General features: G+C 61.2%; 12 protein-coding genes and 1 pseudogene. 12 read left to right on the top strand and 1 reads right to left on the bottom strand.

Going from position 1 to position 12,264, the window contains the following annotated elements; genetic code table 11:
* Positions 1-35: 35 nt before the first annotated feature.
* A complete protein-coding gene (locus HMPREF3056_RS07850; protein WP_046647015.1) occupies positions 36-941 on the bottom strand; it encodes a biotin--[acetyl-CoA-carboxylase] ligase in 906 nt (301 codons plus the stop codon).
* A gap of 71 nt (positions 942-1,012) precedes the next feature.
* On the opposite strand from HMPREF3056_RS07850, the gene HMPREF3056_RS07845 reads away from it, so the two are divergent.
* The 12 genes and pseudogenes from HMPREF3056_RS07845 to HMPREF3056_RS13060 form a co-directional block, all read left to right on the top strand.
* A complete protein-coding gene (locus tag HMPREF3056_RS07845; protein ID WP_070515993.1) occupies positions 1,013-2,002 on the top strand; it encodes an ABC transporter ATP-binding protein in 990 nt (329 codons plus the stop codon).
* A gap of 119 nt (positions 2,003-2,121) precedes the next feature.
* A complete protein-coding gene (locus HMPREF3056_RS07840) occupies positions 2,122-3,411 on the top strand; it encodes an ABC transporter substrate-binding protein (RefSeq protein ID WP_070754492.1) in 1,290 nt (429 codons plus the stop codon).
* A 165-nt stretch (positions 3,412-3,576) separates the two neighbouring features.
* The gene (locus tag HMPREF3056_RS07835) at positions 3,577-4,554 is read left to right on the top strand and encodes a carbohydrate ABC transporter permease (protein WP_049156364.1); all 978 of its coding nucleotides are present in this window, start codon (positions 3,577-3,579) and stop codon (positions 4,552-4,554) included.
* Entirely contained in the window at positions 4,551-5,372 is an 822-nt protein-coding gene (locus HMPREF3056_RS07830) for a carbohydrate ABC transporter permease (protein WP_049156365.1), read from the top strand. The genes HMPREF3056_RS07835 and HMPREF3056_RS07830 overlap by 4 nt, the downstream gene beginning before the upstream one ends.
* Positions 5,372-5,557 (top strand): hypothetical protein, encoded by a 186-nt coding sequence (locus HMPREF3056_RS07825; RefSeq protein WP_049156366.1) that lies wholly within the window; start codon positions 5,372-5,374, stop codon positions 5,555-5,557. Before HMPREF3056_RS07830 ends, HMPREF3056_RS07825 begins: the two co-directional genes overlap by 1 nt.
* Positions 5,554-7,056, top strand: coding sequence for an alpha-amylase family protein (locus HMPREF3056_RS07820; protein WP_070754491.1), 1,503 nt, complete (start codon positions 5,554-5,556; stop codon positions 7,054-7,056). The genes HMPREF3056_RS07825 and HMPREF3056_RS07820 overlap by 4 nt, the downstream gene beginning before the upstream one ends.
* Positions 7,057-7,217: 161 nt before the next feature.
* A complete protein-coding gene (locus HMPREF3056_RS07815; RefSeq protein WP_046647021.1) occupies positions 7,218-7,481 on the top strand; it encodes a hypothetical protein in 264 nt (87 codons plus the stop codon).
* Between the two features lie 235 nt (positions 7,482-7,716).
* The gene (locus HMPREF3056_RS07810) at positions 7,717-9,330 is read left to right on the top strand and encodes an acyl-CoA carboxylase subunit beta (RefSeq protein ID WP_046647022.1); all 1,614 of its coding nucleotides are present in this window, start codon (positions 7,717-7,719) and stop codon (positions 9,328-9,330) included.
* A 59-nt stretch (positions 9,331-9,389) separates the two neighbouring features.
* Positions 9,390-10,721: a carboxyl transferase domain-containing protein gene (locus HMPREF3056_RS07805; RefSeq protein ID WP_070545351.1), complete on the top strand. Its 1,332-nt coding sequence runs from the start codon at positions 9,390-9,392 to the stop codon at positions 10,719-10,721.
* 9 nt (positions 10,722-10,730) lie between these two features.
* Complete coding sequence (locus HMPREF3056_RS07800) at positions 10,731-10,925, top strand: acyl-CoA carboxylase subunit epsilon (protein ID WP_046647024.1); 195 nt, start codon at positions 10,731-10,733, stop codon at positions 10,923-10,925.
* A gap of 4 nt (positions 10,926-10,929) precedes the next feature.
* On the top strand, positions 10,930-11,520 hold the full coding sequence (locus HMPREF3056_RS07795; protein ID WP_070545353.1) for a Maf family protein: 591 nt from the start codon (positions 10,930-10,932) through the stop codon (positions 11,518-11,520).
* A 312-nt stretch (positions 11,521-11,832) separates the two neighbouring features.
* Positions 11,833-12,264 (top strand): annotated as a pseudogene (locus HMPREF3056_RS13060) (MFS transporter); the annotation flags it as partial.

The raw sequence follows: 12,264 nt of genomic DNA, 5'->3' as shown, positions 1-12,264 counted from the left end.
TTCGATCCTTCTAAAAAGCACGCACTCCCAACTCGCTACTGACCAGCTGGGCGCAGGTGGATGACATCACCCGCGGAGTAGTACTCACCGCCGACGTTGATGCGGCCGTCGTCCGCCACGCCCTCAACAGTGCCGGTCACATCGCCCGTCGGGGCTTCGAGGCGGACTTCCTGACCAATCGAAGAACAAACCTTGCGGTAATCAGCCATAAGCTGCGAATCCTGCTGCTCCCACTGGGTGATGCGGTGGCGCAGATTCTTCAACACGGTGATGGCGAGCTCGGTGCGGTCGGTATCAAGCCCCTCGAGTGAGAGGGAGGTTGCTGCCTCGATGGGCAGTTCCTCCCTCGTCAACGTCACGTTGATGCCCATGCCCACGACCACGCGGGCTGAGGGCGGATTAGCGGCCTCTGTCTTCGGGGCGATTTCGGCCTTATTCACTTCAGCTTTGTTGATTTCAGCCTTGTTGATCTCCGCTTTGTTTATTTCAGCCTTATTGATCTCTGCCTTGTTGACTTCTGTCTTGGAGACCTCCGTCTTCGGAGCAGACTTGAAGGCCTCACCCACCGGACCGGCCTCCGCGAGGATGCCGCAGAGCTTCTTGCCGTCGATCTGCACGTCATTCGGCCACTTGAGTACCGCTCCCTCGACGGTATCCGTCACGGCCAAACCTGCGGCTAGAGGCAGGGTGCCCAAGTGGTCGAGCGAATCCGGAAGGATGAGCACGGAGAAAATGAGCTGGGATCCAGCCGGACTCACCCACTGACGGCCCAAGCGGCCTTTGCCGGACACCTGCTCGTTGGCGAGCAGCACGGTGCCATCGGCAACCTTCTCCGCCTCCATGAGATCGGTGTTGGTCGAGCCAGTGGACTCGGTGTAATCGATGACGGAAAAATCACCGTCGAGAGCTTCGCGGATGCGGTCAAGATTTAGAGCTGTCATACTGCCAACCCTACCCGCCGTTAGTACTCGACCACGCGCACTGTGTCCGCAGCGAGTGCTAGTGTATGTGCATGGCAAAGGTCACTTTTGAGAACGTCGGCATCACCTATCCCCGCGCCGAGAACCCCACGGTCAAAGACCTCAATCTCGAGATCGCGGATGGCGAGTTTCTAGTCCTCGTCGGCCCGTCCGGCTGCGGTAAGTCCACTACCCTGCGCGCCCTCGCAGGACTTGAACCGGTCTCCAGCGGCCGCATCCTCATCGATGGCAAAGACGTCACGGGGCTCGAGCCCGGCGAGCGCGATATCGCCATGGTCTTCCAGAACTACGCCCTCTACCCGCACCTCACCGTGGCCCAGAACATGGGCTTCGCCCTCAAGCTGGCCAAGATGCCCAAGGCTGAAATCAAAGCCAAGGTAGAGGAAGCCGCGAAGACTCTAGGGTTAACGGAGTACCTGGAGCGTAAGCCGAAGGATCTATCCGGTGGCCAGCGCCAGCGCGTCGCCATGGGCCGCGCCATCGTGCGCGAGCCCAAGGCATTCCTCATGGATGAGCCGCTATCTAACCTGGATGCCAAGCTGCGCGTGCAAACCCGTGCGGAGCTGGCCAGCCTCCAGCAGCGCCTCGGCACCACCACCGTCTACGTCACCCACGACCAGGTGGAGGCCATGACCATGGGAGACCGCGTCGCCGTGCTCAAGGACGGTGTCCTGCAGCAGGTTGCACCGCCGCGCGAGCTGTACGACTCCCCCGCTAACGAATTCGTCGCCGGCTTCATCGGCTCCCCCGCGATGAACATCTTTGACTACAACGGTGGCCGCGTTGGCGTTCGCCCAGAGAAGATGTTCATCAACAAGGGACCGGTGGGCTTCCAAGGCACCGTGGAATTCGTAGAAGAGCTAGGCTCCGAGTCCTTCGTCTACGTCATGGTGGGTGAGCAGCGCTTCGTTGCCCGCGCGAGCGATAACGTTCCACAGCGCGGGGACAACGTCGTCCTCACCTTCAACCCCCGGGAGGCGCACCGCTTCGATCCTGAAACCGGACAGCGCATCGAGGTTTAAGAAGAATCAGGGGTAGTTTTACCCCCATTTTGAGTGAATTAAACGTCAAAACCACGTGCACTGTGGGGGTGATCCCCTATTTTGAAGTCACCAGAAGTTTTCCGAAAGGTGAATACTCCATGAAGAAGCCGTTTCTCCCTAGCTCGCTGCGCTCTGTCCGCCGCGGCGTAGTCGTTACCACCGCTGCCCTTGCTCTGACCTTGGCGGGTTGCTCGTCGAGCGACGAGGGATCGTCGTCAAGCACTGGCTCCGATGCCGCCTCGACGGATGCTGACGGCCGCGGCCCCATCACCTTTGCCATGGGCAAGAACGATACCGACAAGATCACGCCCATCATCGAGGCATGGAACGCCGAGCACCCAGATGAGAAGGTCGAGCTCAAGGAGCTCGCCGGCGAGGCCGACGCACAGCGCGAGACCCTCGTGCAGTCCCTGCAGGCGGGCAACTCTGACTACGATGTCATGGCGCTGGACGTGGTCTGGACCGCGGACTTCGCCGCTAACCAGTGGCTGGCACCGTTGACCGGTGACCTCGAGGTGGATACCTCCGGACTGCTGGAGCCCACCGTGGAATCCGCCACCTACAACGACACCCTCTACGCGCTGCCGCAGAACACCAACGGCCAGCTGCTCTTCCGCAACACCGAGTTGGCGGACAAGGCTCCGGAGAAGTTCGACGACATCGCTTCTGCTTGTGAGGCCATCAAGGATGATGCTTCCTGCCTGACCACCCAGCTCAAGCAGTACGAGGGTCTCACCGTGAACACCGCCGGCTTCATCGAGGGCTGGGGCGGCTCCATCCTGGATGACGAGGGCAACGTCGCCGTTGACTCGGACGAGGCGAAGGAAGGCCTGCAGGCGCTTGTCGACGCCTACGAGGACGGCACCATCTCCAAGGACTCCACCGCCACAACGGAGGAGGAGACCAACCTTGCTTTCACTGAGGGCAAGACCGCTTTTGCCATCAACTGGCCGTACATGTACACCAACGCCGAAGAGGCTGGCGTGAAGTTTGAGGTCCAGCCGCTGGTGGGCAAGGACGGCGTCGGTGTGTCTACCCTCGGTGGCTACAACAACGGCATCAATATCAACTCCGAGCACAAGGCTACGGCCCTGGACTTCATGAAGTTCATCATCAACGAGGAGAACCAGAAGTCCTTCGCCGAGGCTTCCTTCCCGCCGGTGCTGGCTTCCATCTACGACGATGACTCCCTCGTCGAAGAGTTCCCGTACCTGCCGGCTCTGAAGGAATCCCTAGAGAACGCCGCACCGCGTCCGGTCTCCCCGTTCTACACCGCCATCTCCAAGGCGGTTCAGGATAACGCCTACGCGGCGCTCACCGCAGGCAAGTCCGTCGATGACGCCACGAAGGATATGAAGGCAGCCATCGAAGCCGCTTCGCAGGGTTAATTTCCCAGCGTGCATGGGGGCGCGAGTAAGTCCACGTGACTTGCCCGCGCCTCCTTCTGCGATCCGGGCTCTTTTCGCCCAGAGGAAGTCCGGGCTAGCCGCTATGATTTCCCCAACCCCCGTTAAACCCCTTCTCCCCCTATGAATTAGAAAGGCAGGCACCGCATGGCTGGAGCACCGCCTAACGTGCAGCCCCGCAGACAGTACCTGCGTGTGGCCGCGCTCATCGCACCGGCGCTGATAGCGCTGGCTGTGGTCATCGGCTACCCCATTGTGCGCGCTGTGATGCTGTCCTTCCAGGGCAACAAACGGCTTAACCCCACCACGGGAGTGTTTGAGGAAGGCTCCTTCGCCGGCCTTGAAAACTACCTTTACTGGATTACCAATCGCTGCATGTCTGCCACTGGTCAGGCCACCGCCTGCCCGGACGGCGTCATCGCCACCGATTTCTGGCCGGCGGTGAAGATCACTCTCTTTTTCACCGTGGTCACGGTTGCCCTGGAGACCATCCTGGGCATGTTCATGGCGCTGGTGATGAACGGTGAGTACCGCGGTCGCGGCCTCGTGCGCGCGGCAGTGCTGGTTCCCTGGGCTATCCCCACCGCGGTGACCGCGAAGCTGTGGCAGTTCATGTTCGCGCCGGATGGCATCGTCAACGCGCTCGTCGGCACGCGCATCGCGTGGACCACAGACCCGTTCTATGCCCGTCTCGCGGTGATTATCGCCGACGTGTGGAAGACCGCCCCCTTCATGGCGTTGCTCATCCTGGCTGGTTTGCAGATGATTCCGCGCGATGTCTACGATGCCGCCCGCGTGGACGGCGCTTCGCGCATCCAAACCTTCTTCACCATCACCCTGCCGCTGGTACGCCCGGCGCTCATGGTGGCGATCCTCTTCCGCACGCTGGATGCACTGCGCATGTACGACCTGCCGGTCATCATGATCTCGGCCTCCTCCAACTCCCCGACAGCGACCATTTCCCAGCTCGTCGTGGAGGACATGCGCCAGGGCCACTTCAACTCGGCCTCCGCACTGTCCACGCTCATCTTCCTGCTTATCTTCACCGTCGCGTTCATCTTGGTGCGCTTCCTCGGCGCTGATGTCTCCGGTACTGCCCGCCAGAAGAAGGAGAAGAAGTCATGAAAAAGATCGGCCATTACCTAGGCATCCTCTTCATCATGTTCTGGGGGCTAGCGCCCTTCTACTGGATGGTTGTCACCGCCCTGCGGCACAAGTCCCACACCTTCGACACCACCCCGTGGCCCACGCATGTGACCCTCGATAATTTCCGGGATGCATTAGCCACGGACAAGGGCAATGACTTCCTCAATGCCTTAGGGAACTCTTTGCTCATCTCCCTGGCCACGACCGCGGTGGCGGTCCTCATCGGCGTGTTTACCGCCTATGCCTTGGCGCGCTATGACTTCCCGGGTAAGGGCGTTGTCACCGGCATCATTCTGGCCGCCTCGATGTTCCCGGCCATCGCGCTGGTAACCCCGCTATTCCAGCTCTTCGGCAACCTCGAATGGATCGGTACCTACCGCGCGATGATCATCCCGAATATCTCCTTCGCGCTGCCCCTGACGGTCTACACGCTGCTGAGCTTCTTCCGCCAGCTGCCCTGGGAACTGGAGGAGGCCGCTCGCGTGGACGGTGCTTCCCGCGGTCAGGCCTTCCGCCTGGTGCTCCTGCCCTTGGCTGCGCCGGCACTGTTTACTACGGCTATCATCGCCTTCATCACCACGTGGAACGAGTTCATGCTGGCCAAGCAGCTCTCCACCACCGCCACCGAGCCGGTGACCGTGGCCATCGCACGCTTCTCCGGCCCCTCAGCCTTCGAGTACCCCTACGCCGCCACCATGGCTGCGGGCGCGCTGGTGACTGTTCCGCTGATCATCATGGTGCTCATCTTCCAGCACCGCATCGTCGCCGGCCTCACCGCCGGAGGTGTTAAGGCCTAATGCGCCGCGCACTGCTGTGGGACACCGCGCTGGGATTCGTTGGCTTCTTCGCCTTCCTGGCGCTGGTGCAGGCAGTTCTCAATCTTTTTCACCCCTCCCCCGCCATCTGGCCGGGGCTCCTCGCGGGCGCGCTGTGCCTGGCGGAGTATCTGCTGTGGCGGGCTAAACGGAAGGATCTCCGATGAGCTGGCACAACAACGCCATTTTCTACCAAGCCCTCGTGGGCTCGTACAAGGACACCACCGGCGAAGGCGTGGGCACGCTGCGCGGGGTTATTGAGAAGCTTGACTACCTCAAGTGGCTTGGCGTTGACTGCCTGTGGCTTTCCCCGTTCTATGCTTCCCCGCTGCGCGATGACGGCTATGACATCGCCGATTACTACTCCATCCACCCTGACTACGGCACGATGGAGGACTTCGACGAGCTCGTCGCCGAGCTCCACGCGCGCGGCATGCGCCTCATGACGGATCTCGCGTTTAACCACACCTCTACCGATCACCCGTGGTTCCAAGCCTCCCGAACCGATCCGGAAGGGCCCTATGGGGACTATTATGTGTGGGGCGATGATCCCCTGCGCTACCCCGAGATCCGCATCATCTTCACCGATACGGAGACCTCGAATTGGGCATGGGACCCGGAGCGCAAGCAGTTTTACTTCCACCGCTTCTACTCCCACCAGCCGGACCTGAACTACGACAACCCGAAAGTCCACGAGGAAATTTTCAAGATCCTCTCCTTCTGGTTGGACAAGGGGGTGGATGGCTTCCGCCTCGATGCCATCGCCTACCTCTACGAACGCGATGGACTGGGCGGCGAGTCTCTGCCGGAGACGGTCGAATTTGTGGAGAAGGTCCGCGCCTTCATCAACGAGAACTACCCCGAGGCCATCATGATCGCGGAGGCCAACCAGCCACCGGTGGAAACCATGGAGTTCTACGGCACGGGCAACCGCTTCCACATGGTCTTCAACTTCCCAGTGATGCCGCGGCTTTACCAGGCGCTGGCGCTGGGTGATGCCACACCGGTCTACGACATCATGGCGGAGCTTCCGGAACTGCCCGAAGGCTGCCAGTGGGGAACCTTCCTGCGCAACCACGACGAGCTGACCCTAGAGATGGTCAACGCGGACCAGCGCGCGATCATGTACGAGCACTACCTGCCCGATGATCAGATGCGCGCCCACGTGGGCATCGCGCGGCGCCTTGCCCCGCTGCTGGGCAATGATTACCGCAAGATTGAGCTTTTTTATTCACTACTCATGACCCTGCCGGGCGCTCCCTTTCTGTACTACGGCGATGAGATTGGGATGAACGATGCCCCCGAGCTGCCTGACCGCGATGCTGTGCGCACGCCCATGCAGTGGGAGCCGGGCGAGGGTGCAGGCTTCACTACGTCCGCCCACCCGCGCCGGCCCATCGTCGGCGGCGTAGGGGTTTCGGTAGAGGAGCAGCTTGCCGACGATGACTCGCTCCTCCACCGCCTGCGCGGGCTGATCCAGCAGCGTAAGGCACATCCGGAGCTCGGTACCGCGCCCTTTGAGGCCGTAGAGACCGGCTATGCGGGCGTGCTGGGATTCCAGCGCGGTGAGTTGTTGTGCCTGCACAACTTCACGGATCAGACCGTCGACTTAGGCCCTGTGGAGCTGGGCCCCTATGGCTACGCTTGGCTGCCTGTAGAGGCCTAAAGGGTGCTTCGTAACTCACCTCACATTTCCCGCTAGGTTAACTAAAAGTTAACTCGCCGTGAACGAAAGCTAGCTTTTGGAGGATTTTACCTATATAGTTGGTTCAACCCCATGATGCGGACAGCCGCATCATTACGACAAGAAATAGAGAGGTGAGCCAAATGAATACCCTGACCGGATTCCTTTCCGCCATCACTAACGAATTCAAGAGTGCCACCGGAATCAACCTTGACACGGTGCACCCGGCGCCACTGGTGTCGCACATCGCTGAAGATCTGCTCAAGCACGGTCTCATCCCAGCCACCCACACGGACATCGAAGAGTCCTACGCCACACTTACGGGCACCTTCCCCAAGGAAGAGGATCTCGTAGATGCCGAACTCTTCCTCTACAGCCTCGGTTGGCTGGCAGACACCCCCGAATAAAACCACATAACCTAAGCCTCGCCCCCTTTTACGGGGCGAGGCTTTTTCATTGAGTCACCTTTCGACGCCCCTCACTACACACCCACTACACTGACCCACATGCACCCGACGCGCCGTATGCGAGGATTCCCTCACCTTTTACACCACCATTCACCTGCACAAACGTGAACTGTGAGAGAAATCACCCGCGTGCCGCTATACATTCCTATACAAAACTTCTCTACACTGTCGAAACATGACTATTTCCTCACATTTGTCGGAGCTTGACTCCCTGAGCGCCGACACCACCGCAGGCAAGATCGCTGAACTGAAGAGGCGTCGCGAAGCAGCGGCGCAGCCCATGGGCGAACAGGCCCACGAAAAGGTCCGCGCCCAGGGCCGCCTCACCGCCCGGGATCGCTTGGACTACCTCCTCGATGAAGGTTCCTTCGTCGAGACTGACATGCTCGCCGTGCACCGCACCACGGACTTCGGTATGGGCAAGAAGCGCCCGGTCACTGACGGCATCGTCACCGGCTGGGGCACCATCGACGGCCGCGAGGTCTGCATCTTCTCCCAGGACGGAACCGTCTTCGGAGGCGCCCTCGGCGAGGTCTACGGCGAGAAGATGATCAAGATCATGGAGCTGTCCATCACTACCGGTCGTCCACTCATCGGCCTGTACGAAGGTGCCGGCGCCCGAATCCAGGACGGTGCCGTCTCCCTGGACTGGATTGCCAAGACCTTCTACCAAAACGTCAAGGCCTCCGGCGTCGTCCCGCAGATCTCCGTCATCATGGGCGCCTGCGCCGGCGGCAACGCCTACTCCCCTGCGCTGACCGACTTCGTCGTGATGGTGGATGAGAAGTCCAAGATGTTCGTCACCGGGCCCGACGTCATCAAGACCGTCACCGGCGAGGAGATCTCCCAAGAGGAACTCGGCGGCGCCGGAGTCCACATGCACAAGTCGGGCACCTCGCACTACACCGCTTCTAGCGACGAGGAAGCACTGGATTGGGTCCACGACCTGCTGACCTACCTGCCTTCCAATAACCGCCAGCTGACACCGGCTGAGCCCTACGAGGAGCTGGGCGAAGAGACTGCCAATGACCTCCTGCTGGATGAAATCATCCCGGACTCCCCGAACCAGCCCTATGACGTCAAGGAAGTCATCGAAACCCTCACCGATGACGGCGATTACCTGGAGATCCAGGCTGATCGCGCCGATAACGTGGTGACCGCCTTCGGCCGCATCGAGGGCCAGACCGTGGGCTTTGTGGCCAACCAACCGCAGGTTTTCGCCGGCTGCCTCGACATTGATTCCTCCGAGAAGGCCGCCCGCTTCGTGCGCACCTGCGATGCCTTTAACATCCCGATCATCATGCTGGTCGACGTCCCCGGCTTCCTCCCCGGCGCCGACCAGGAACACGATGGCATCCTGCGCCGCGGCGCCAAGCTGCTCTACGCCTACGCCGAAGCCACCGTTCCGAAGATCACCGTCACCCTGCGCAAGGCCTACGGTGGTGCCTACTGCGTGATGGGTTCCAAGGGCCTCGGCGCGGACGTCAACCTGGCGTGGCCCACCGCCCAGATCGCCGTCATGGGCGCAGCCGGCGCCGTCGGTTTTATCTACCGCAAGGAGATCAAGGCAGCCCACGAAAAGGGCCTCGACGTGGCTGAGCTGACCAAGTCCTTCGAGCGCGAGTATGAAGACCACATGCTCAACCCGTATAAGGCAGCGGAGCGCGGGCTTATCGACGCCGTCATTCTCCCCTCCGAAACCCGCAGTGCAATTGCCAAAAACTTGCGCTTCTTCGCCGACAAGAACGTCGCGCGCCCGGCGCGTAAGCACGGCAACATCCCGCTCTAACGCGCACTCGGATCGGCACAGATTAGTACAGAAGACGCACTGTATTACACTAGTGTCCCATGACTGACTTGAAGACGACCGCTGGCAAGATCGAGGACCTCAGCGCCAAGCTCACCGAGTCCCGTGCGCCGCAGGGAGAGGTCCCTGCGGCTCGCAGCGCCATCGAGGCGCTCTTCGATGCCGGATCCTTCGTAGAGACCGACGCGCTTGCTCGCCACCGCTCCACCGAGTTCGGCCGCGAGCACGTCCGGCCCTACACCGACGGTGTCGTCACCGGTTTCGGCACCGTGGACGGCCGCAAGGTCTGCGCTTATGCGCAGGACGCCTCGCTGTTCGACGGCACCATGGGCGAGGTCTACGGCGAAAAGGTCACCAAGCTCTACGACCTCGCCATTAAGACCGGCGTGCCCATCGTCGCACTCGTCGCCAGCGACAAGCCCCGCGCCCAGGAAGGCATTGTCTCCTCCGCCATGCAGGCCCGCATCCTTGCCCGCGCCACCACCGCTTCCGGCCTCATCCCGCAGGTCACAGCGGTCTACGCGGACTCGAAGGAGGCCTCGCTCGTGGCTGCGTTGTCCGATGTCGTTATCGCTCCGGACGGTGACCTGCAGGCGGATGGGGAGCACGAGGTGAGCGTCGCCAAGCGCGTGCTCTCCTACCTGCCCTCGAATAACCGTGCCGCCGCTCCCCGCACCGAGGCCACCATCGTTGCGGGCTCTGTGGAGGAGAACATCACCGACGCCGACCATGTCCTCGATACCCTCGTGGGCGATGACGGCGCCGTCGATCTCGCCGACGTGGTCACCGCCACCTGTGAGGATGTCTTTGAGCTCGGCGCCCAGGTGCGCGGTGTCTTCACCGGTTTCGGTCGCGTCGAGGGACGCACGGTGGGCATCATCGCTAACCGCGGCACCCTCGATGCGGAAGCTGCCGCTAAGGCCGCGCGTTTCATCCGCCTGTGCGATGCCTTCAATACTGCCATCATCGAGTTCGTCGATACTCCGGCACTGGACGTGGAGAAGGCGGCGCTGGCCAAGCTGGTGCACGCCTACTCCGCGGCGAGCGTGGGCAAGATCAGCGTCATCGTCCGCCGCGCGCACGGTACCGGATACATCGCCTTCGGCTCCAAGGAGCTCGGCGCGGATCTGTCCTATGCGTGGCCGACGGCCGAGATCGCCGTGGCCGATGCCCCCGCACTGGCCTCCGAGCTAGAGCTGAGCGAGGAGGAGGCCGCCGCCTACCTGACCCCGTACCAGGCCGCTGAGCGCGGTCTCGTCGATTCCGTTATTACCCCGGCAGCCACGCGTGGCTCCCTCATTGAGGGCCTGCGCCTGCTGGATCGCAAGATTATTCCGACCCTGCCGAAGAAGCACGGCAATATCGTTTTGTAGAGGTGTCCAATGACCGCTTCCCTGTTTACCGTTCTGCGCGGCAACCCCACCGACGCTGAGGTGGCGGCCCTGTCCACGGTGCTCAGCCAGCTCGACTCTGAGGCGCGCGCCAAGGCCGCCGATACCCGCTCTGAGCGCGACCTGTGGGGACAGCCGGGTGACGTATTCAACCCGTCCGCCTTCCGCAACGTCCGCTACTACTAAGCGCATGCGCCTGGTTCTGGCTTCCCAGTCCCCCTCCCGCCTGTCCATCCTGCGGGGTGCGGGCGTGGAACCCGTCATCGCCCCGGCCCACGTGGACGAGCGGGCCATCGAGGAGCGCCTGGCGGGTGCTGATCCCGCCGAGATCGTCTGCGCCTTGGCTGCCGCGAAGGCGGAGGCCATTGGTCCCGACTATCCCGAGGACGTCGTGGTGGGTGGGGATTCCATGCTGCTTCTCGACGGTGCCCTCCAAGGCAAACCCCACACCCCCGAGGCGACCGTGGATCGCTGGCACGCGCAGGCCGGTCGTGCCGCGGAGCTCATCACCGGCCACTGCGTGCTCTACGGCAACGAGCGCTTCGTTGAAGCCTCGCGCACGACGGTGTACTTTGCCCAGGCCTCGGACGCCGATATCGAGGCCTACGCCCGCACCGGCGAGCCGCTGGAATGCGCCGGCGCCTTTACCTTGGAAGCCCTCGGCGGCTGGTTCATCGACCGCATTGAGGGCGATCCCTCCTCCGTCATCGGCCTTTCGCTGCCGGTGCTGCGCCGCGCGCTGTATTCCTTTGGGCTCAACGTTTCCGGCTTCTGGGTTTAATCAAACCTATTGACTGGATTTTTAATCACCGATATTATGTGATTCACATTTCACTGCATGCGAGAGAGCGGAATTAGATCCTGCAATCTACAGGTTTTAAATCGCTTCAGGAACTCGCACAGAGCTTAAGTAAGGAACTTGGAGCACACCATGTCCTCATTGCTGCATCAGTAATTTCTATTTGACACACCGCTGCTTTCGACGGGTCAATATTTCACCGCCGAGAGAATTGTCTACCCCGAAAATCCGACGCTGGGTTCATGCTGCGCGCATGAGTTTCCAGTCGCGGTTGTCAAAACATAGAGAGAACCGATGCAAGATCACAATACTACTGGTGGAAATTTTTGGACTATTGTACGCAAGCGTCATCCCGATTACTTACGGTGGTTCTTCGCCGACACAACAAGCGCTTTGGGTTCATCCCTCATTGCCATCCCCGTTTCGCTTGCGAGCTTCCACCTCACTGGAAGTCTAAGCCAAGCAGGTCTCATCGGAGCAGCAAGCTCAGCTGGCTCCTTGATCATGACCATCCCAGCCGGAATGATCATTGATCGCGTCGATAAGAAGAATCTGCTTCTCCTTTACGGCCTGAGTCAGATTGCTATCTGGTCTTCCTTTTCCCTACTCCTCTGCCTGGGTAAATTCGCCTTCATCTCCTTATTCTTCTTCAGCGTTTTTGCTGGGATGATTACAGGCACCTTCGGAGGGCTAACCGGCTCTTCCGGTTTTGGAGTGCGTAGCGGG

It is taken from the genome of Corynebacterium sp. HMSC056F09 (genome assembly GCF_001815785.1).
In the GTDB taxonomy this organism is placed as follows: domain Bacteria; phylum Actinomycetota; class Actinomycetes; order Mycobacteriales; family Mycobacteriaceae; genus Corynebacterium; species Corynebacterium hiratae.
The sequence above is the reverse complement of the archived record's forward strand: the minus strand, read 5'-3'. Positions and strand labels throughout refer to the sequence as shown.

Excerpts from the sequence above, each read along its gene's own strand:
- HMPREF3056_RS07850 (WP_046647015.1), bottom strand. The coding sequence starts at position 941 with ATGACAGCTCTAAATCTTGACCGCATCCGCGAAGCTCTCGACGGTGAT.
- HMPREF3056_RS07845 (WP_070515993.1), top strand. The coding sequence starts at position 1,013 with ATGGCAAAGGTCACTTTTGAGAACGTCGGCATCACCTATCCCCGCGCC.
- HMPREF3056_RS07840 (WP_070754492.1), top strand. The coding sequence starts at position 2,122 with ATGAAGAAGCCGTTTCTCCCTAGCTCGCTGCGCTCTGTCCGCCGCGGC.
- HMPREF3056_RS07835 (WP_049156364.1), top strand. The coding sequence starts at position 3,577 with ATGGCTGGAGCACCGCCTAACGTGCAGCCCCGCAGACAGTACCTGCGT.
- HMPREF3056_RS07830 (WP_049156365.1), top strand. The coding sequence starts at position 4,551 with ATGAAAAAGATCGGCCATTACCTAGGCATCCTCTTCATCATGTTCTGG.
- HMPREF3056_RS07825 (WP_049156366.1), top strand. The coding sequence starts at position 5,372 with ATGCGCCGCGCACTGCTGTGGGACACCGCGCTGGGATTCGTTGGCTTC.
- HMPREF3056_RS07820 (WP_070754491.1), top strand. The coding sequence starts at position 5,554 with ATGAGCTGGCACAACAACGCCATTTTCTACCAAGCCCTCGTGGGCTCG.
- HMPREF3056_RS07815 (WP_046647021.1), top strand. The coding sequence starts at position 7,218 with ATGAATACCCTGACCGGATTCCTTTCCGCCATCACTAACGAATTCAAG.
- HMPREF3056_RS07810 (WP_046647022.1), top strand. The coding sequence starts at position 7,717 with ATGACTATTTCCTCACATTTGTCGGAGCTTGACTCCCTGAGCGCCGAC.
- HMPREF3056_RS07805 (WP_070545351.1), top strand. The coding sequence starts at position 9,390 with ATGACTGACTTGAAGACGACCGCTGGCAAGATCGAGGACCTCAGCGCC.
- HMPREF3056_RS07800 (WP_046647024.1), top strand. The coding sequence starts at position 10,731 with ATGACCGCTTCCCTGTTTACCGTTCTGCGCGGCAACCCCACCGACGCT.
- HMPREF3056_RS07795 (WP_070545353.1), top strand. The coding sequence starts at position 10,930 with ATGCGCCTGGTTCTGGCTTCCCAGTCCCCCTCCCGCCTGTCCATCCTG.